This is a genomic window from Streptosporangium heterodermiicola (genome assembly GCF_051390675.1).
Taxonomy (GTDB): Bacteria; Actinomycetota; Actinomycetes; order Streptosporangiales; family Streptosporangiaceae; genus Streptosporangium.
In genome coordinates, this window is sequence record NZ_JBPJSR010000003.1 from 106,968 (window position 1) to 127,032 (window position 20,065).

At 71.1% G+C, this 20,065-nt stretch carries 10 protein-coding genes; 6 read left to right on the forward strand and 4 right to left on the reverse strand.

Annotation, left to right across the window (positions count from 1 at the left end; genetic code table 11):
* Positions 1-81 precede the first annotated feature (81 nt).
* Both ACSC1Q_RS07680 and ACSC1Q_RS07685 read right to left on the reverse strand, forming a co-directional pair.
* Positions 82-4,014, reverse strand: coding sequence for a type I polyketide synthase (locus ACSC1Q_RS07680; protein ID WP_436757964.1), 3,933 nt, complete (start codon positions 4,012-4,014; stop codon positions 82-84).
* Positions 4,015-4,395: 381 nt separating this feature from the next.
* A complete protein-coding gene (locus ACSC1Q_RS07685) occupies positions 4,396-5,445 on the reverse strand; it encodes a ketoacyl-ACP synthase III family protein (RefSeq protein WP_436757965.1) in 1,050 nt (349 codons plus the stop codon).
* A gap of 311 nt (positions 5,446-5,756) precedes the next feature.
* On the opposite strand from ACSC1Q_RS07685, the gene ACSC1Q_RS07690 reads away from it, so the two are divergent.
* The 4 genes from ACSC1Q_RS07690 (at position 5,757) to ACSC1Q_RS07705 (ending at position 13,957) form a co-directional block, all read left to right on the forward strand.
* Complete coding sequence (locus tag ACSC1Q_RS07690; RefSeq protein ID WP_436757966.1) at positions 5,757-7,004, forward strand: multidrug effflux MFS transporter; 1,248 nt, start codon at positions 5,757-5,759, stop codon at positions 7,002-7,004.
* 641 nt (positions 7,005-7,645) lie between these two features.
* The gene (locus ACSC1Q_RS07695) at positions 7,646-9,316 is read left to right on the forward strand and encodes a thiamine pyrophosphate-binding protein (RefSeq protein ID WP_436757967.1); all 1,671 of its coding nucleotides are present in this window, start codon (positions 7,646-7,648) and stop codon (positions 9,314-9,316) included.
* A gap of 1,326 nt (positions 9,317-10,642) precedes the next feature.
* Entirely contained in the window at positions 10,643-13,492 is a 2,850-nt protein-coding gene (locus ACSC1Q_RS07700; protein WP_436757968.1) for a carbohydrate-binding protein, read from the forward strand.
* A gap of 123 nt (positions 13,493-13,615) precedes the next feature.
* Positions 13,616-13,957, forward strand: coding sequence for an NUDIX hydrolase (locus tag ACSC1Q_RS07705; protein WP_436757969.1), 342 nt, complete (start codon positions 13,616-13,618; stop codon positions 13,955-13,957).
* Positions 13,958-14,486: 529 nt separating this feature from the next.
* On the opposite strand, the gene ACSC1Q_RS07710 is transcribed toward ACSC1Q_RS07705, so the two are convergent.
* Positions 14,487-15,506 (reverse strand): endo-1,4-beta-xylanase XynA, encoded by a 1,020-nt coding sequence (locus ACSC1Q_RS07710; protein WP_436757970.1) that lies wholly within the window; start codon positions 15,504-15,506, stop codon positions 14,487-14,489.
* Between the two features lie 648 nt (positions 15,507-16,154).
* Here ACSC1Q_RS07710 and ACSC1Q_RS07715 point away from each other — a divergent pair.
* The gene (locus ACSC1Q_RS07715) at positions 16,155-17,102 is read left to right on the forward strand and encodes a polysaccharide deacetylase family protein (RefSeq protein WP_436757971.1); all 948 of its coding nucleotides are present in this window, start codon (positions 16,155-16,157) and stop codon (positions 17,100-17,102) included.
* Positions 17,103-17,264: 162 nt separating this feature from the next.
* Positions 17,265-18,452 carry an endo-1,4-beta-xylanase gene (locus tag ACSC1Q_RS07720; RefSeq protein ID WP_436757972.1) on the forward strand — a complete coding sequence of 396 codons (1,188 nt, stop codon included), beginning with the start codon at positions 17,265-17,267 and terminating at the stop codon, positions 18,450-18,452.
* Between the two features lie 107 nt (positions 18,453-18,559).
* Here ACSC1Q_RS07720 and ACSC1Q_RS07725 read toward each other — a convergent pair whose 3' ends face one another.
* A complete protein-coding gene (locus tag ACSC1Q_RS07725; RefSeq protein ID WP_436757973.1) occupies positions 18,560-20,002 on the reverse strand; it encodes a glycoside hydrolase family 10 protein in 1,443 nt (480 codons plus the stop codon).
* Positions 20,003-20,065 lie beyond the last annotated feature (63 nt).

The window sequence follows — 20,065 nt, forward strand, 5'->3', positions numbered from 1 at the left end:
GGTGATTTTGTTTTGCGGCGTCTTTCCCCGCGGTGGCCCCTTCGGCCGCCGGGAACTTCGGCCGCCGGGGAACGTCAGGATCTACACGGGCCCGCCCACCGGGGCGTCGGCGTGCCCGTTCCCGGCCGAGACTGACACCAGGCCGGCGATGTAGTCGGAGACCGCGGCGACGGTCGGCTGCCGCCACAGCAGGGTCGTCGGCAGCGAGCACCGGAACCGCCGCTCCAGCCGCCGCCGGACGATCACCGTCAGCACCGAGTCCAGCCCCTGCTCGACCAGCGGCCGGTACGGCGACAGGTCGGCGGGCGCCAGCCGCATCTCCTGGGCGATCTGCACGCCGACCTCCGCGAGCAGGAACGCGCGCAGTTCCTCCGGTCCCAGGTCGGCGATGGACTCGGCGGGCCGGACGCCTTCCGAGCCGTTGTCGGCGGCGGCCGGCACGTCGATCACCGGGTACCGCAGTCCCGACAGCCAGCCGACGACGGCGCCGGCGCGGTCGGTCACCCGTACCCGCACCGTGTCGGCGCGCCCGGGGTCGAGCCAGACCTCGATGTCGACCGTGTCCGGCGGCTCTCCGAGGGTGACCAGCCGATCGACGTTCGTCACCATGCGCAGCAGCGGGTCGCCGGGGAACGCGCTCGGCGCCACGGACATCGCCGCGTCCAGGACGGGTGCCCACGTGGCGGCAGGCCCGCACCGGACCCGGGCACGCAGCGCGCCGTGGCCGCGCAGCAGCTCCTCGACCTTCCAGCCGAACCCGGTGCCGGGCACGCCGACGGCGGCGAGCCGCTCCATGATCAGGCCCGGCTCCGCCTGGACCAGCGGCACTGCCGGGGGAGCCGGGGCCTCTCCCGGCTCGGCGGGCACCTCGGCGGTGGCGATCATCTGCCAGGCGGCGTCCGGTTCGCCCGCGGTACGGGCCGCCAGCCGCAGCCCGGTTCCCTGCCGTACCACCTGGACCTCGCGGCGGTCGGCGGTCAGCAGCGGCGCCGACATCGTCACCTCGCCGAGCGCCTGGCCTCCGGCGGCGGCGAAGAAGGTGGCCGCCAGCACCGCGGCCGGTACGATCTCCACGTCCTCGATGGCATGGCTGCCGGGGTAGGGCCGGCTCTGGTCGTCCAGGACGGTCCGCCAGAGCCGCACGTCGGTGCCCGCGAGCTCGATGTCGTCGCCGAGCAGCGTGTGCGTGCCCGGATCGTGGCCGCGACCGCCGGTGTCGGGGACCGACAGCGTACGCCAGTGCCTGCGGTGCTGCCAGGGGTACGAGGGAAGCACGACCGGCCCGCCGTCCGGCTGCAGCCGACGCCAGTCCACGTCGAGGCCGGCGCAGTGCGCCGCGGCGACACTGTTCAGCAGGGCGGCCCCCGCGGGACGGTTCCGCCGCAACGACGCGCCGACGAAGATCTCCTCGTACCCGCCCGCGCTCAACGTCTCCAGCACCGAATGGGTGACCACCGGGTGTGAGGACAGCTCGACGAACGCGCGGTATCCGTCGGCCGCGGCCGCCGCGACCGCGTCGGCCAGGCGCACCGGCCGGCGCAGGTTGGCCGCCCAGTACGCGCCGTCGAAGCCGTGGCCCGCCCGTGGATCGTCCAGTGCCGTCGAGTAGACGCGGATGCCGGGGACACCGGTCGTGAGGCCGTCCGCGGCGGCGGTCAGGCCGGCCAGGAGCGGATCCATCTGCGGCCCGTGGAACGCCACGTCGGAGGCGACCCGGCGGGCCGGGACGCCCTCCTCGATCCAGCCGGCCACCACGCCGGCCACGGCGTCCGGGTCACCGGAGACGACCGTCGAGCCGGGCGACGACGCGATCGCGGCGACCACGTCGGCGCGGTCCCCCAGCAGCCGCGCCACCTCGGCGAACGGCAGGTGCACCATCGCCATCGCGCCGCGGCCGGCGACCCGCCGCAGCAGCAGGGACCTGCGGCAGATCAGCCGGGCGCCGTCCAGGCGGCTCAGCGCCCCGGCCGTCACGGCGGCGGCGATCTCGCCGACCGAATGGCCGATGACCGCGTGCGGACGGACCCCGTGCGCCCGCCACAGCTCGACGAGGCCGAGCTGCATCGCGAAGATCATGGTCTGGATCCGGTCCACCTCGGTCAGCTCGTCCTCGGTGAGCGCCTTCCGCGGCGAGAAGCCGATCTCGGCGGCGAACACCGGCTCCAGCTCGTCGATCACCGCGGCGAACGCCGGCTCGGTCTCCAGCAGTTCCCTGCCCATGCCGGCCCACTGCGAGCCGTGCCCGGAGAACACGAACACCGGGCCGGGGCCGGGATCGACGAGCACCCGCCCGGTGGTCACCGCGTCGTGCGAGGTGCCGGTGGACAGGGTGCGCAATCGGTCGGCCAGCGCGGCCGGGCTCTTCGCCGCGACCACGGCCCGGTGCGGCAGGTGGGCGCGGCGCAGCGCGAGCGTGTGCCCGACGTCGGCCGAGGGCAGGCCGCCGGCGACACCGACGACACCGGCGAGGTTGCCCGCGGCCTGCCGCAGGGCCGCCGGCGACGCGGCGGACACCGGGTACAGCCGCGGCACGGACGACGCGGACGGCACGGGCAGCGCGGACGACGCGGACGACGCGGACGACGCGGACGACGCGGACGACGCGGACGACGCGGACGACGCGGACGACGCGGACGAAACCGGGTACAGGCGGCCCGTGTTCCCCGTGTTCCCCGTGTTCCCCTCGTTCTCCGCGTTTCCAGTCGCGGGCGGTTCGGCCGGGGGCGCCTGTTCGAGGACGACGTGGGCGACGGTGCCGCCGTAGCCGAAGGCGGAGACCGCGGCCCGGCGCGGATGCGCGGAGACGGGCCAGGGCGTCGGCGCGTCGACCACCCGCAGCCCGGCGCCCGCCCAGTCGACGGCCGGGGTGGGCGCCTCGATCCGGCTCGGCGGTAGCTCGCCGCGGTCGAGCGCGAGGACGGCCTTGACCAGGCCGGCGACGCCGGCGGCGCCTTCGAGGTGGCCGATGTTGGACTTGGCGGAACCGATCAGGCACGGCTGCTCCGCCGGCCTGCCCGCCCCGTACACGGCGGCCATCGCGCCCGCCTCCAAGGGGTCGCCGACCGCCGTGCCGGTGCCGTGCGCCTCGACGTACCCGACCGTGCCCGGCTCGACGCCCGCCTGCCGCAGCGCGCGGCGCATGACGTGCTCCTGCGCCTGGCCGCACGGCGCCATGATGCCCGCGGTACGGCCGTCCTGGTTGACCGCGCTGCCGCGGACGGTCGCCAGGATCCGGTCCCCGTCCCGTACGGCGTCGGCGAGCCGCTTGAGCACCACGACGGCCGCGCCCTCGCCCCGCCCGTAGCCGTCGGCGGCGGCGTCGAACGACTTGCTCCGCCCGTCGGGTGCCAGCGTGCCCGCGGCGTCCAGTGTCAGCGTCTCGCCGGGCGACAGGATGAGGTTGACCCCACCGGCCAGCGCCACGTCGGTCTCGCCCGCGCGCAGGGCCTGCACGGCCAGGTGGACGGCGACCAGCGACGCCGAGCACGCCGTGTCCACCGCCATGCTCGGGCCGCGCAGGTCGAGCGCGTACGACACCCGGTTGGCGACCGCGCAGGTGGCCGCGCCGATCCCGGTCCACGCCTCGATGTCGGGCAGGTCCTCCAGCAGGCGATGGCCGTAGTCGCCGGTGCAGACGCCCACGTACACGCCCGCGTCCGTACCGGCCAGCGCGTCCGGCGAGACCCCTGCGTGCTCCAGCGCCTCCCACGCGGTTTCCATCACCAGGCGCTGCTGCGGGTCCATCAGCTCCGCCTCGCGCGGCGAGAGCCCGAAGAACTCCGCGTCGAAGTCGGCCGCCCCGTCCAGGAAGTTGCCGTACGAGAGGGTGCGGCGCACCGCCGCCGCGTACGAGGGGCCGCGGTCGGCGTAGTCGCGCCAGCGGTCGGCGGGCGCGGGCCCGCCGGCGTCCCGGCCCTCGCACAGCAGGTCCCAGTAGTCGTCCACCGAGCCGACGCCGCCGGGCAGCCGGCAGCCGATCCCGATCAGCGCGATCATCTCGACCGGTTGGTCCATCACACATCGCCTCCCCATATTCGCGCCCACGCGGGCGATTCGAGAATTTCCACAACGGCGGCGGGAATGGTCACGCCTGGCGGAAGCCAGGTGTGTCCGCCGTCTCCCAGGCCGGTCGAACCCGACCGCCGACACACGGCCGCCCAACCGGGTGTCTTCTTCGTCTTCCGGGCCGGTCGGGCCCGATCATCGGCGCGTACAGCCGCTCAACCAGGTGTCTTCGCCATCTCCCGGGCCGGTCAGGCCCGATCGTCGATGCGCACAGCCGCTCAACCGGGTGTCGCCGTCGCCTCCCGGGCCGGTCGGGCCCGGTCATCGATGCGTACGGCAGCTCAGCGTCCCTCGGGCCGGTCGGGCCCGATCGTCGGCGTGTACGGCCGCTCAGCCGAGGTCGTCGGAGGCGTACTGCCCGGGGATGTCGAGGATCCGCACGACGGCGCAGGCCAGGGTCTTGCCGGCCCCCACCCCGATGAGCAGCACGTAGTCGCCGGGGGCCAGTGCCCCGCCGGCCATCAGGTGGTCGAGGGCGACGAACTGGTCACTGACCCCGAAATGGCCGACGCCGGAGCCGTACTCCCAGGTGGTGTCGGCCAGGGTCAGCCCGAACCAGCTCGCCCGCTCCTCCACGTTGTCCCAGCGCCCGTGGGGGAACGCCACGCGCGCCACCTCGTCGAGGGTGATCCCCGCCTCCTTGAGCGTGCGGTCGACCAGCTCCATCAACGTCGACTGGATCGCCAGCATGACGCCGGCGCCGCCGTCGCGGGCCAGCAGCCGCCCGCGGAACGCGCGGTGCCGGGTGGCGAAGTCGAGCTGGCTGCCCACGGTCGCCTCCGGCGGGAACAGCGGCACGCCGCCGTCGTTGACCGACTCGGCCTCCGGCAGCACGACCACGTTGACCGACAGCAACCGCGCGAAGCCCGTGTCCGTGGTGAGCAGCAGCGCGCATCCGGCGTCGCCCACCACGTAGCCCTCGATCATGCGCCACCGGTCGACCCGCGGGCTGCCGTGGTTGTCGGCGCCGACCAGCAGCGCGGTGCCGCCCGGCCGCAGGTACCCGGCGGCGAACTGCAGCGCGTTGAACATCCCGCAGCATCCCTGCCGCAGCTCGGCCGACAGGACGTCGCCGCCGACCAGGTGCTGCTGCAGGTAGTACTGCGGCAGCCAGCCCTCCGGCCCCTGGTGCCAGACGTCGACGTACAGCATGAGGTCCAGATCGCGCGGCGACATTCCGCCGGAGCGCTCGAACGCGTGCCGGGCCGCGCGGAGCGCGAGCTCGGGAGCCGGCAGGTCGCCGGCCACCGCCGCACCGCCGAGGCGGAAATACTCCTTCTCCTCCGCCGGGTAGCGGCCCTCGGCGACCGCCGTCTCGATGCTGACCACCGGCGGTAGGTGGACGCCGATACTGCGCAGGTAGATGTCGGGTGTACGCATCCGTCCTCCTTCAACGCGGGCATGCCGCGGCGCGGGATGGGGTGGAACGAATAACCCTCTACTGGGGAAAAACAGCCTGCTGGAAAAGCTGTCGGGTTGCCGATCACAGGCCGGCGATACGTATGTCGGGCCTCACAACCCTAAATGTCAACAGTTGTGTCCGGAAGCGGTCAGCGCCGATGCTAATCGAATGGATCATCTGTGACTAGTGGTGTCATTCTTCCGGCGGACCATGCATAATCTTCACCGCCGATGATCACCGGCGTATCGGCGGCTCCCGCCCATGCCCCCGGCCGGAAAGCGGCTCACCCATGTCCCAGAACCAGTCCCTCGTCAACGACCCCGAGCACACCGGCCGGAGGCACAACGGCCGGCTCATCCTCGTGCTCGCGGCTCTCACCGCGGTCGCCCCGCTTGCCATCGACATGTACGTGCCCGGCTTCCCTGGTCTGGCCAGGTCCTTCGGCACCGAGGCCCCCTCGGTCCAGCTGTCCCTGACGGCCTTTCTCGTCGGGCTCGCCGCGGGGCAGCTCCTCCTCGGCCCGGTCAGCGACGCGGTGGGCCGCCGCCGCGTCCTGCTGACCGGCGCCGCGCTGTTCACGGTGCTGTCGCTGGCCTGCGCCGCCGCCCCCGGCATCGAGATCTTCAACGCGGTGCGGCTGTTGCAGGGGGTCGCCGGGGCGGCGGGCATGGTGGTCGCACGGGCCGTGCTCACCGACCGCTTCCACGGCACCCCGGAGGCGGGCCGCCACTTCGCGACCCTGTCCGCGATCGTGTTCACGGCCCCTGTGGCCGCGCCGGTGCTCGGCGGGGTGATCCTCGGTGCCGGCTCCTGGCGCCTCGTCTTCGTCGCGCTGGCGGGCTTCGGCGTCCTGCTGATCGCGGGGATCCTCGCCTGGGTGCCGGAGAGCCTGCCCGCCGGCCGCAGGCGATCGAGCGGGGTGACCGGCGTGGTCAGGGCCATCGCGACGCTCGCCGGGCGGCCCGCCCTGGTGGGGTACGTGCTCGCCTCGTCCTTCACCGGGGCCGCGCTCTTCACCTACATCGCCGGCGCGACGTTCGTCTTCCAGGACGTGTACGGCCTCTCGGCCACGCGGTACAGCCTCGTCTTCGCCACCAACGCCCTCGGCATGCTGGCCTCCAGCCTCCTCTTCGGCCGTCTGTCGGCCCGCGTCCGGGTGGACACCCTGCTGGTCACGGGGCTGGCCGTGGCCGGAACCGGTACGGCGGCCCTGGTCGCGTCGCTGGTCACGACCGGCGGTTCCTTCGCCGTCACGTGGGCCTGCCTGTTCGTCACCGTCTCCGGCCTCGGCACGGCGCTGCCCGCTACCACGACCGTCGTCCAGTCACTCGGCCACGACGCTCCCGGAGCGGCCTCCGGCCTGCTCGGCGGCAGCCAGTTCGTCCTCGGCGCGGCCGCCTCCCCTCTGTCGGGCCTCCTCGGCGGCGGCACGGTCTCCATGGCCGTCGTCATGCTGGCCGCCTTCTGCCTCGCCGCGCTGTCCCTCACCGTGGTGCGCGGGGCTCGGAGGCGTGACTCCCTTCGCGTGCCCGCCTGATGTCACGGCGAATCCTTCGACGGCTTCCCACTGAATCCGCCGACCGTTTCCCGGGTTTCAGGAAAGGTTCGACACACGACCACCATTGCGGCCTTCCCGCCGGTATCGGCGAAGGCAGCAGAATGGTTTACTCTGATTTACCGCACGGATGTTTCCGCCCGTTTTCCCGGCGCCCCTAAATGCGTACGCCGGAGATGGAGAACCGCTTCCGGGCAGCTCGCGGCGTGTTTCTCGACATCCGGACGATCTCGATGCCCCTGGATGAAAATCTTATGCGCGTGCGGAGACCAGGGCCTCTGTTTCGCGTTTTCGAGGACTGCGGGTCAAATATCAGGCCGATGCCAGGGCAAAGAAAGGCCGTGCCGTTCAAGGGCGCGATTATCGGACGGTCGCGCCGCCTCGGCGGGGCCGCTGGATCGCCTCCGCGGGAGCCGGAAGCCCCGGCGGGCATCGTCCACGTGACCCGCGCCGGCCACCGGGCGGTCGGGTGGCGTGGAGGGCAACACCATGATCATCGAAGGTGGCGGTGTGCCGTTACTGTAGGGCGCCATGGATGCGATCGAGGGCGCCGACCTCATCACCCGCTCGTCGTCGCGGACCGCGGGCCGGATCCGCCGCGCCGCCGGCCCCCGGGCGGGGCGATGATCGTCGCCGAGGTGGTGGGCCGCGCACTGGCCGCGCTCGGCGTCGACACGGTGTTCGGCGTGGTGGGCAGTGGCAACTTCCGCGTGACCAACGCGCTGGTGGACGGTGGCGCCCGGTTCGTCGCCGCCCGTCACGAGGCCGGGGCCGCCACGATGGCCGACGCGTACGCCCGCGTGAGCGGCAAGGTCGGCGTGGTGAGCGTGCACCAGGGGCCGGGGCTGACCAACGCGCTGACCGGGCTCGCCGAGGCCGCCAGGAGTGGCACTCCGCTGGTGGTGCTGGCCGGCGAGGCCACCGACCCGCGTTCCAACTTCCACATCGACCAGGACGCCCTGGCCACGGCGGTCGGCGCGGTGCCGATGCGGGTAGACGACGCCGGTTCCGCGATCGAGACCGCCGTCCGGGCGTACGCGACGGCGAGCCGCGAACGCCGGGCCGTGCTCCTCAACCTGCCGCTCGACGTGCAGGGGGCCGACGCCGGGCCCGGCCCCGGTACGGCTCCGGTCCTTCCCGCGCTTCCGGAGCGGAAGACCGGCACCCTGGCCCGCGTGTGGCCTGACGGCGGTGCCGAGGCCCTGGCCTGGATGCTGACGCGGTCGGAGAGGCCGGTGTTCGTCGCCGGACGCGGCGCCCGGCACGCCAGGCACCGGCTTGAGGAGCTGGCCGACCTCGTCGGGGCGCTGCTGGCCACCTCGGCGGTGGCCAAGGGGCTCTTCCGCGGCAACCCGTGGGACCTCGACGTCAGCGGAGGGTTCGCCTCCCCGCTGGCCGCCCGGCTCATCCGCGACGCCGACGTCCTGGTGGCCTGGGGTTGCTCGCTCAACGCGTGGACCACCCGGCACGGCGCGCTGATCGGGCCCGGCACCGAGGTCGTCCAGATCGACCTGGACGAGGAGTCCATCGCCGTCCACCAGAGGGTCTCCCTGGGCCTGGTCGGCGACATCCCCGAGGTGGCCGCCGCCGTCGCCGGCGTGCTGCGTCCCGAGGGGTCGCGCCCGTCGAACCCGGTGCCGCGCGGCTACCGCACGCCCGCGCTGGCCGACCGGATCGCGGCCGAGCGCGCGTGGCGGAGTGTGCCGTACGAGGACGAGAGCGGCGACGGCCGGATCGACCCCCGGACGCTCACCATCGCCCTGGACGACCTGCTTCCGGACGAGCGCATCGTCGCCACCGACTCCGGAAATTTCATGGGATTTCCGGCCATGTTTCTAGATGTCCCCGACGAGAACGGCTTCTGCTTCACCCAGGGCTTCCAGGCCGTCGGCCTCGGCCTGGCCACCGCCATAGGCGCCGCGCTGGCCCGTCCCGACCGTCTGCCGGTCGCCGCCCTCGGCGACGGTGGCGCGCTGATGGGTATCGCGGAGCTGGAGACGGTGGTCCGGCTCGGGCTGCCGATGGTGATCGTGGTCTACGACGACGAGGCGTACGGGGCGGAGGTGCACCACTTCGCCGGTCACCGCCTGGACACCGTCACCTTCCCGCCCGCCGACCTCGCCTCCATCGCGCGCGGTCACGGCTGCGCCGCCGTCACCGTCTCCGCCGTGCCGGACCTCGACGGCGTGGCCGCCTGGCTGAAGGGGCCGCGCGACCGGCCGCTGCTCGTCCACGCCAAGATCACCCGCGAGCACGGCTCCTGGTGGCTGGAGGAGGCGTTCAGGGGGCACTGACCGGTGCCCGCCGGGCCACGGTGATCAGCGGGCCGATCGCCGCCCGCCGGTGTCGCGCCCTCACCCGGCATCCGGGCGCCGGTCGACGGTCACGACCGCCCGGAAGAGTCGACGGTCACGACCGCCCGGCAGAAGAGCCAGGTGAGCGGAAGCCACCCCTTGTGAACAGGCCTCCTTGACGCGGACAGGCCTCCTTGACGTGAACAGGCCTCCTTGACGCGGACAGACCTCCTTGACGCGGCACAGCGGCCGATCCCACGACACCTCCGGGTTCTCTGTGTTCTCCTTCCGTTCCCCGGGCCGGTCCCGGTGCCGTTCTCCGTCCCGTTCCCCGCGCCGAACAGGGAGAGTTTCGACCGACAGCGCTGGACTTTCGCCCAAAGTCGACAAAAGTCCCACAGATTCGGCCGTAACATCTAGACAGTCCGTACGTAACATTTTAAGATCGCACCAGAATTACAGAATGAGCCGCAAAGGTGGCGAAAGCTCAGGAGGTGCAGCAATTTGCGATTGCGGCACCGCACTTCTCGTCTCCCGTGCGACGAGGCTCGCTGTTCCGAGGCCGAGATCGGCGATCGGCCGGAAGCGAACCACCTCGTCCACCGGGATTGGCACCGTATGTCGGCGGCCGGGGCAGGCACGCCGCCGTATCTGTCACCGAGTTTTCGCGATCCCGGCTCACTCCGTGTTCACAGCACCGCACCTGATCACGCGGTTCCACCGGCCGCGGCTCCGCACCGTGGCCGGCGACACCCCCCACACCCCCCGAACGGCCTGGAGGTCGTCATGCGACTGCTGATCCGCTCCACCGCGACTTGCTGACGGCCGGCGCGGCGCCAGGTGGTGCCGTGCCGCCGGCACAAGAGGGATAGCCGGGCCGGCGGGGACGGACGCCGACCGTTCCCGCCGACCCGGCCCCGCTCGTCACCCCCCGGCGGAGGCCGGTGGGCGCCGACGCACCGGCGCCCATCGGTCACCGGCTTCCCCGGCCCGCTCACCGGCTTCCCCCCGGCCGGTGAGCGGGGCGTCCGGCGTCCCGTTGCCATGACCACCCGCAATGGCCCCGGCGACGGCCACCTTCGTGGTGCGCCTCAGGCGCGTCCGCCCGTAGCCGCTTGACGACCTGTCCGACCCCGCACCCCCGCAGCGCTCGAAGGCGAGGTGACTCACAACTCCTGACTGACACCTGTTGACTGTTTTACCCATAGCGGTCACAGTTTGTCCGAGCGACGTCGCTGACGGATTTCCCCCCACCCCTACGCGTCGTTGGCGTGATCGGCGCACGCCTGTATGGACTCGTACTACAGGAAGCGAGCACCACCGATCATGTTGAGAAAACTAGTCGCATGCGTCGCCGTACTGGCGACCGCACTCAGCCTGGGCCCTCCAGCGGCACAGGCCGCGCCGAGCACCGCTTCGAAGAGCGCGTCCAAGGGCGTGGCGCTCGCGGCGCCCGGCTACACCCAGGTGACGCTCGCCAAGGGCGTGGCGGAGACCGGCGAGCCGATGGGCCTCACCGTCCTGCCCAACCGGGGCGTGCTGCACACGTCGCGCGACGGCGTGATCCGCTACACCGACGTACTGGGCAACACCAAGGTGGCGCTCACCATCCCGGTGTACACGCACGACGAAGAGGGCCTGCAGAGCATCAAGGCCGACCCGAACTTCGCGACGAACCGGTGGGTGTACGTCTACTACGCGCCGCCGCTGTCCACCCCGGGCGGTGACGCGCCCGCCACCGGGACGGCGGCCCAGTTCGCCCCGTTCAACGGCGTGAACCGGCTGGCCAGGTACACGGTCAACGCGGACCACACCCTCAACGCGGCCTCCGCGGTCACCGTCCTCGACGTCCCCACCAGCCGCGGCATGTGCTGTCACGTCGGCGGCGACATCGACTTCGACGCGGCGGGCAACCTCTACCTCTCCACCGGTGACGACACGAACCCGTTCGACTCCAGCGGCTACACGCCGATCGACGAGCGGACCGACCGCAACCCGGCATTCGACGCGCAGCGCACCTCCGGCAACAGCAACGACCTGCGGGGCAAGGTGCTGCGGATCAAGCCGAGCGCGGCCGGCGGCTACACCGTCCCGACGGGCAACCTGTTCCCGGCCGGCACCGCGAACACCCGGCCCGAGATCTACGCGATGGGCTTCCGCAACCCGTTCCGGATGAACGTGGACAAGGCCACCGGCACGGTCTACCTGGGTGACTACGGACCGGACTCGGGCACCGCCAGCGCCACCCGTGGCCCGGCGGCGTCGGTCTCGTTCGAGCGCATCACCCAGCCCGGCAACTACGGCTGGCCGTACTGCTCGCAGTTCAACGTGCCGTACGTCGACTTCACGTTCCCGTCGGGGCCCTCGGGCGCCGCGTTCAACTGCGCCGGCGGGCCGACGAACAACTCGCGCAACAACACCGGCATCACCCAGCTCCCGGCCTCGCGCGCGGCCTGGCTGCCGTACGGAGTCGGCCAGGACCGGTCGGAGCTGTGCTGCGGAAGCTGGTCGCCGATGGGCGCCCCGGTCTACAACTACAACGCCGGGCTCGTCTCGGACGTGAAGTTCCCGGCGTCGATGAACGGCAAGGTGTTCATCAGCGAGTTCGGCCGGCGCTGGATCAAGACGGTCACCCTGAACGGCAGCGGCGGGGTGGGCACGATCGAGCCCTTCCCCACCTGGACCGGCACGCAGGTGATGGACTCGGAGTTCGGGCCGGACGGCGCGCTGTACGTGCTCGACTACGGCACCGGCTGGTTCGGCGGCGACGCCAACTCGGCCGTGTACAGGATCGAGTACAACTCGGGCACCGGCCAGGCCCCGATCGCGGCGATCAACGCCACCCCGAAGGCCGGCAACGCGCCGCTCGCCGTGCAGTTCAGCTCGGCGGGGAGCACCGACCCGGACGGCGACCCGATCACGTACGCGTGGGACTTCACGACGAACGGCAGCACCGACTCGACCGCGGCCAACCCGTCGTTCACCTACACGGCCAACGGCACGTACACGGCGACGCTGACGGTGAGCGACAACACCGGCCGCAGCGCCACGGCGAGCACCACCATCAGCGTCGGGCAGCCGACGGTCACCCTCAACCTGCCGCTCAACGGGCGGGTGTTCAACTTCGGTGACGCGGTCCCGTTCCAGATCAGCGTCGTCGACCCGAACGCCTCGACCATCGACTGCAACCGGGTGAAGATCAACTACATCCTCGGCCACGACAGTCACGGCCACCAGATGACCAGCGCGACCGGTTGCTCGGGCACCATCCAGACCCCCGTGGACGGTGAGCACGACGCCAACGCGAACATCTTCGGCGTCTTCGACGCGGAGTACACCCCGGTCGGCTCGACCACGGCCGTCCACGCGCCGCAGGCCGTCCTGCAGCCGCGGACCCGTCAGGCCGAGCACTTCAGCGCCCAGCAGGGCGTGCAGGTCGTGGCGAAGCCGTCGGCCAACGGCGGCAACGCGATCGGCTACGTCGAGAACGGGGACTGGATCTCGTTCACGCCGTACAACCTGACCGGGGTCACGTCGTTCACGGCCAGGGTCGCGTCGGCCGGCGCCGGTGGCACGCTCACCCTGCGGGCCGGTTCCGCGACCGGGACGGTGATCGGCACGGCCACGGTCGCGCCGACCGGCGGCTGGGAGACCTGGGCCAACGTCACCGGCACCGTGACGCCGCCGTCGGGGACGACGAACCTGTTCCTCGTCTTCACCGGTGGCGCGGGCTCGCTGTTCGACATCGACTCCTTCACCTTCACCAGCGGAACGACGACGCCGCCGTCGACGAACCTCGCGCTGAACAAGCCGGCGACGGCGTCCAGCGTGGAGGCGGCCGCCTACCCGGCCTCGGCCGCGGTGGACGCGTCGGCGACGACCCGGTGGGCCAGCGCGTTCTCCGACCCGCAGTGGATCCAGGTCGACCTGGGCGCCACGTACACGATCAACCGGGTGCGCCTGGTGTGGGAGGCGGCCTACGGGTCGGCGTACCAGATCCAGACCTCGCCCAACGGCACGACCTGGACGAACGCCCGGTCGGTGACCGGCGGCAACGGCGGTGAGGACGACAACACCGGCCTGAGCAACTCCGCCAGGTACGTGCGCATCTACGGCACCACCCGGGCCACGGCGTGGGGCTACTCCCTGTTCAGTTTCGAGGTCTACGGAAGCTGACCACCCCGGCGGGCCCGGCCCGCCTTTCCGGATAACGCCGCCGCGGGGCGTCCGAACGACGGACGCCCCGCGGTGTCGCCTGTCTTCGGGCTCCACGGGATCCCTTCTCGAACACCGAGGTATATGGAGTCCTGGTCACTCATCGAAGTGGCCAGGATCTTTCTTTCGCTCCGGCGATGGCCCGGCCGCCGTTCGGTGAGCCGTTTCCTCGCGATCGAGCGACGCGACAACGGCCGATGGCAGCTGCCCGGGGGCGTCGTCTCCCTGGTCTTTCTCTGCCGCCCGGTGGGGGGACAGGCCAGAGCGACCGGGGAGGCGACGAAGGCCGCGTGGCTCACCTGCGACGAGGTCTCAGGCCTTATGCCGGAAGCCTTTTCGATCCGCCTGCTGGACGCGCTCCGAATCGCCGATCCCGCTGTCCGTACGCATGACGGCGAACACCTGCTTGGGCCTGATTCGGTATGAGCCACCAGATTCCGCAGAAGCGGAATGGGCTCACACGCTTGTTACGGATTGCTCCCACGTACGATCTACAAAGCAGGTGGTCGTCCATCACGGTGACGGGGGAACATTGAGCTGTCGAGACTGCGAGACCTGCACCAAGCCGGCCGTTCCCCGCGTGGGGCAGAAGTGGATGGTCGGGCTTCTGTACTTGTGCACCGTCGGTATCGCCTTTGTGGTGAAGCGCGGGTTCATGCGGCACTGTCCCGACTGCAGGCATCTGCTTAGCAATCATCTGCGCCGGGCGGACGGATCGTTCCGCGACTAGGAATGTGATACCGGCTTCCGGGAACGGCGGTGGCCCCGCTTCACTCCCCAGAGAAGCGGGGCCACGTTTCCGACCGGATTCCGGCCGACAGCCGGACGAGCGCGTATCCGGTCGGAGAACCGGGGGTGGCGGGATGGACCGAGGCGCCCCGGCACCGGGGCACGCGCGTCGGGTGTCCGGGCCGGACGGCGCCGTCCTCGACGGCGCGGTGGTGGTGTTACAGGGTCAGCTCGCGCTGCAGGAGACCGTCGGCCAGGTCGAGTTGCCGTTGCGCTGGATCGTCACGCCCCAGTTGTTGCCGCTGCCGTTGGGCCTGGCGGTCAGCACCTGGGCGCTGGGGTAGCTCGCGCTGACGTTCCAGGTGGAGAGGACCTTGGCGGGGGACGGGACGTTCATCGTCACGGTCCAGTTGCTCGATCCGCTGACCGCGACGTTGAGGTTGTACCGGTCGCTCCACTGCTCGCCCGCGGAGAGAGACGCGGTGCAGCCACCGCCGCCACCGCCTCCACCGCCTCCACCGCCACCGCCTCCGCCGGAGGAGCCGCCGACCGTGATGTTGGAGTTTCCGCTGCTCTGGTAGCCCTCTGTAGCGAGGATCATGTAGTCGTGGTTGCCCAGGCTCATCCCGTTGCGGGACCAGGCGTCGAAGTGGTTGCCGGAGGTTATCGTCCCGCCCGTCTTCTTCGACTGGCGGACGCTCCAGTACTGGTTGAACGTCCTGATGCCGTCGATGGAGGGGGCGTTGACGCGCGTCGTCTGGTAGATGTCGTACGTGCCGCCGTCGCTGGTGACCGTGCCCTTGTACGTCCCGGTGGGCCGGTAGGTGCCCCAGTTGTCGACGATGTAGTACTCCACGAGCGGATTTCTCGTCCACCCGTAGAGGGTGAGATACGCGTTGCCGGACGGGTTGAAGCTGCCCGAGTAGTTCACGCTCCTGCGCCCGCCGGTGCTCCAGCCCTTGCCTGCGACGAAGTTCCCGGTGTTGCGCCACGAGGTGCTGTAGTCGCCGCCGGATCCCAGCTCCATGGAGACCGTGCCCTGGCTGTCGGTCCAGAACGAGAAGAAGTAGCCGTTGTTGGTGCCGGTCTGGTTGGTGGTGATCGCCGCGTAGGCGGGGCCGGGCAGCACCGCCAGGGCGATGGCCAGCGCCACGGCGCAGAGGCGGCCGACGAGCGATCTGGCGTGGCCGTGCCCGCGGCGCCCGCGGTGCCCGCGGCGCTTCGGGGGGACGGGGGCATCGTTCATTGCGTGCTTCCTCCTGGTGAAGGCCGGTGGGGGCAGGCAGCGTGATACGACCCGGCGGGGCCGGCGGTGACCGAGGTGACGTCCACCGCGCGTCGGAGTCGTACGACACGGCAGGGCGGGCCGGGCGTCGTGCCGTCGACGACCGGAGGACCAGGCCGCGCGGCGGGTGACCCGGATCGACAGCGGTCGGGGCCTGTCGATGGTGAGAGTGTGGATTTGGCGCGCCGGACTGTCAACAACTTTCAGAAATATATCGGAAATATGATCTTGGTCGCGATTCCCCGGGGATGCGTTTCTCCTGGTCGTCGACTTTGGCTGGTCGGCGGAAGGTGAAGGCGTTCAATGAAAGCTTCTTTGGCACGATCGGATCCCGGCCGATGTTACCGAAAGATTTCGATGCTTTCTTGACAGATTTCGTGACAATACACAGAATGACTCACCAGGCAGGCCTGCTCGTCCCACCCGGGTGACCTTGTGGCGGAATCGCGGCTCAACGCGTTTCCGCGTATTCCGTACGCGTCACGCCGCAGCCGTACGTGCGTCCGTCCCCACCGATCGGTGTTCCAGTGGAGGAACAGAGTGATCGACAACGCAACCATCACCGGCGGAAGCCGGGTACGCCGCTCACGCATCCGGAGTTCACTCGTGATGGGTCTTCTCACCGTCCTCGGCGCGGCGCTCACCGTGACCTCGTCACCCGCGGCACAGGCCGCCGACTGCGGCGCCGGATACGTCGCGCTCACCTACGACGACGGCCCCAACCCCGGCAACACCGCCAACCTGCTGAACGCGCTGCGGCAGAACGGCCTGCGGGCCACCATGTTCAACACCGGGCAGAACGCCCAGAACAACCAGGCCCTGGTCCGCGCCCAGCGAGACGCCGGAATGTGGATCGGCAACCACAGCTACACCCACCCCCACCTGGTCAACATGAGCGCCTCCCAGATCCAGTCGGAGCTCCAGCGGACCCAGCAGGCCCTCCAGCAGGCCACCGGGACCGCGCCCAGGCTCTTCCGGCCCCCGTACGGGGAGACCAACACCACCCTGAGATCGGTCGCGCAGCAGCTCGGTCTCACCGAGATCATCTGGGACGTCGACTCCCAGGACTGGAACGGCGCGAGCACCGCCCAGATCGTGCAGGCCGCCGGACGGCTGCAGAACGGCCAGATCATCCTGATGCACGACCAGTACGCGACCACGCTCAACGCGATCCCGCAGATCGCCGCGAACCTGAGGAGCCGCAACCTGTGCGCCGGGATGATCTCACCCTCCACCGGCAGGGCCGTGGCACCTGACGGCGGCGGCACCCCGACCGACCCGCCGGGCGGCGGCTGCACGGCCACCGTCACCGCAGGACAGCAGTGGAGCGACCGGTTCAACCTGTCGGTCAACGTCTCGGGAAGCAACAGCTGGATCGTCACGGTGACCCTGCGCGACGCCCACCGGGTCAGCACCACCTGGAACGGCAGCCCGACCTGGGACGGCAGCGGCAAGGTCATGACGATGCGCCCCAACGGCAGCGGCAACACCTTCGGCTTCACCGTCATGCACGGCGGCGACCGGACCTGGCCGACGGTCTCCTGCCGGGTGGGCTGACGTCCCACCGACGTCCTACGGGCGCCCCATGTGGCCCTCACGGGCCCCCACGGGCCCCCACGGAGCCACTGACGACCGGACGGGTCCCCGCAGGTCCGCGGGGACCCGCCTCACATTTCACATCAAGCCGAAAATTTCGGGGGCCGATCCCGAGGGAGTTCGATGAAACGTTTCCTGACCGCCGGCACCACCGCGCTCATGCTGGCCGGCACGGTGAACGCCGTACCCGTCATGGCGGAGGAACGGCCCCCCACGGTCGCCGAGCAGAGCCTGCGCACGCTCGCCGCCCGCCACGATCTCGCCATCGGCACCGCGGTCGACATAGACGCGCTGCGCGACGCGGCCGATCCGCGGTACCGCGCGCTCGCCGCGTCGCAGTTCTCCTCCGTCACCGCCGAGAACGCCATGAAGTGGGAGTCGCTCGAACCCACCCGGGGCACGTACGACTGGGGCCCGGCCGACGAGCTGGTCGAGTTCGCCCGCAGGAACAGGCAGCAGGTCCGCGGGCACGTCCTGGTCTGGCAGAACCAGTTGCCGGCCTGGCTCACCCAGGGCGTCAACGACGGGACGATCACTAAAGCGCAGCTCCGCGACATCCTGCGCGATCACATCACCACCGTCGTCAAGCACTTCAAGGGCAAGATCTCGCAGTGGGACGTCGTCAACGAGGCGGCCAGCGACCCGTGGGACACCCCGTCGTCGATCCACCTGAAGGGCTTCTGGGCGCAGCACCTCGGCCCCGGCTACATCGCCGACGCCTTCCGCTGGGCCCGCGCCGCCGACCCGAACGCCCTGCTGTTCTACAACGACTACAACATCGAGGCGTTCGGCGACCGCGGCACCTCCGACAAGACCTGGTACGTCTACAACATGGTCAGGCAGCTGCGCGCGAGCGGCGTCCCCATCGACGGCGTGGGCAGCCAGGGGCACCTCGGCACCCAGTACGGCAACTACGACGCCCTCCAGGTGCTCGAAGTGCTCGACGCCTTCTCCGACCTCGGGCTCGCCACGGCGTTCACCGAGGTGGACGTGCGCAGCCAGATGACCGAAGGCGTGCGCGCGGGCGACTCCGACGAGATCAACCCCCGCCTCCAGGCGTCGGCGTCCAACTACAGTGTGCTCCTGCAGGCGTGCCTGGCCAACCGGCGCTGCCTCTCCTACACCGTCTGGGGATTCACCGACAGGCACTCCTGGGTGCCCGGCTGGTTCTCCGACCCCCCGGAGGGCATGGCCACCCTGTACGACGAGTCCTACCGGCCCAAGCGCGCGTACAACGTCGTCAAGGCGGACCTGGCCTTCTCCGGGCCGCCGTACGTCCTGCCGAGGGTCGCGCAGCGGCCCCGGCGATGAGCGGCGGCGGGGTGTCCGCCGACTCGGACGCCCCGCCGCCCCCCGGAACAGGACGTGAGGGCCGGGCCGCGGGAATCGCGGCCCGGCCCTCACGCGACCGGATCAGGTCAAGGACTGGTGCAGGTCGCCGTGGGGGTGGCCGCGGTGCCGTTGGCGGTGAAGCCGAAGGTGGTCGAGGAGCCCGCCGCGACGGAACCGTTGTAGGAGGCGTTGCGGACGGTCACGCTGGAACCGGATACGGTCTGCTGACCGCTCCACAGGCTGCTGATGGTCTGCCCGCCGGGCCAGGTCCACCGCACCGTCCACCCGTTGACCGGCGCGCTGCCCGCGCGGACGGTCACCGTCGTCTGGAACCCTCCCTGCCAGCTGTTGACCGTCGCGATCGTCGCCGAGCACGCCCCGGGAACCGGAGTCGGGGTGGGGGTGGGCGTCGGCGTGGGGGTCGGAGTCGGGGTGGGGGTCGGGTCCGGGTCGGGGTCCGGGTCCGCGGCGTTGAGGGCGTCCAGCACGGCGGTGTAGGCGGGCTTCTTGGTGCTGCCGCTGAACAGCAGCGGGGTGTCGCCCGAGCGCCAGGAGTCCTGGTCGCGGACGCCCCAGACGGTGATGCCGTTGCAGCGCGGGACGGCCAGGCAGTCGTTGGTGACGGCGGCGTAGGTCTGGGCCGAGGCGCCCTGGATGTCCAGCTCGGTGATCTGCACGTCGACGCCGAGGGCGGCGAAGCTCTGCAGGGTGGTGCGGAAGTTGCTGTTGTAGGGGCTGCCGCTGTTGAAGTGGGCCTGGAGACCGACGCAGTCGATCGGCACGCCGCGCTGCTTGAAGTCGCGGACCATGGTGTAGACGCCCTGGGTCTTGGCCCAGGTCCAGTTGTCGATGTTGTAGTCGTTGTAGCAGAGCTTGGCGGCCGGGTCGGCGGCGCGCGCGGTGCGGAAGGCGACCTCGATCCAGTCGTTGCCGGTGCGCTGCAGGTTGGAGTCGCGCCGGCCGCCGCCGCTGTCGGCGTAGGCCTCGTTGACCACGTCCCAGGCGTAGATCTTGCCCTTGTAGTGGGCCATCACGCCGTTGATGTGGTCGATCATCGCCTGGCGCAGCGTGCCGCCGGACAGGGACTGCATCCAGCCCGGCTGCTGGGAGTGCCAGGCCAGGGTGTGCCCGCGCACCCGCTTGCCGTTCTGCACCGCCCAGTTGTAGACGCGGTCGGCGTTGGTGAAACTGAACTGGCCCCGGTTCGGCTCGGTGGCGTCGATCTTCATCTCGTTCTCGGCCGTCACCATGTCGAACTCGCGGTTCGCGATCGTGGTGTAGGCCGAGTCGCTGAGCTTGCCGGCGCTGATCGCGGTGCCGAAGTACCGGCCGCTCTGCTGGGCCGCCGCGCCGAGCGTGCTCGCCGCGGCGCTGGCGGCACCCGCGGAGGCGGCACCGGCGGAGACCTGGCCGGTCACCGCCGTGAGGGTGCCGAGCACGAGGGTGCCGAGGGCGCCGGCGACCAGAGCCCGGCGGAGGCCGCCGAGAGGTCGCCGGGTGCCGGGCGGGGGTATGGCGTTTGTGCCCATGCCTGAGCCTCCATAACTGCGTCACGGGAAAGCGGGAACGCGGGGGACGACCCCGCGAGTTCG

Coding starts and splice junctions, on each gene's coding strand:
- ACSC1Q_RS07700 (WP_436757968.1), top strand. CDS start 10,643: ATGTTGAGAAAACTAGTCGCATGCGTCGCCGTACTGGCGACCGCACTC.
- ACSC1Q_RS07680 (WP_436757964.1), bottom strand. CDS start 4,014: ATGGACCAACCGGTCGAGATGATCGCGCTGATCGGGATCGGCTGCCGG.
- ACSC1Q_RS07690 (WP_436757966.1), top strand. CDS start 5,757: ATGTCCCAGAACCAGTCCCTCGTCAACGACCCCGAGCACACCGGCCGG.
- ACSC1Q_RS07705 (WP_436757969.1), top strand. CDS start 13,616: ATGGAGTCCTGGTCACTCATCGAAGTGGCCAGGATCTTTCTTTCGCTC.
- ACSC1Q_RS07720 (WP_436757972.1), top strand. CDS start 17,265: ATGAAACGTTTCCTGACCGCCGGCACCACCGCGCTCATGCTGGCCGGC.
- ACSC1Q_RS07710 (WP_436757970.1), bottom strand. CDS start 15,506: ATGAACGATGCCCCCGTCCCCCCGAAGCGCCGCGGGCACCGCGGGCGC.
- ACSC1Q_RS07685 (WP_436757965.1), bottom strand. CDS start 5,445: ATGCGTACACCCGACATCTACCTGCGCAGTATCGGCGTCCACCTACCG.
- ACSC1Q_RS07715 (WP_436757971.1), top strand. CDS start 16,155: ATGGGTCTTCTCACCGTCCTCGGCGCGGCGCTCACCGTGACCTCGTCA.
- ACSC1Q_RS07695 (WP_436757967.1), top strand. CDS start 7,646: ATGATCGTCGCCGAGGTGGTGGGCCGCGCACTGGCCGCGCTCGGCGTC.
- ACSC1Q_RS07725 (WP_436757973.1), bottom strand. CDS start 20,002: ATGGGCACAAACGCCATACCCCCGCCCGGCACCCGGCGACCTCTCGGC.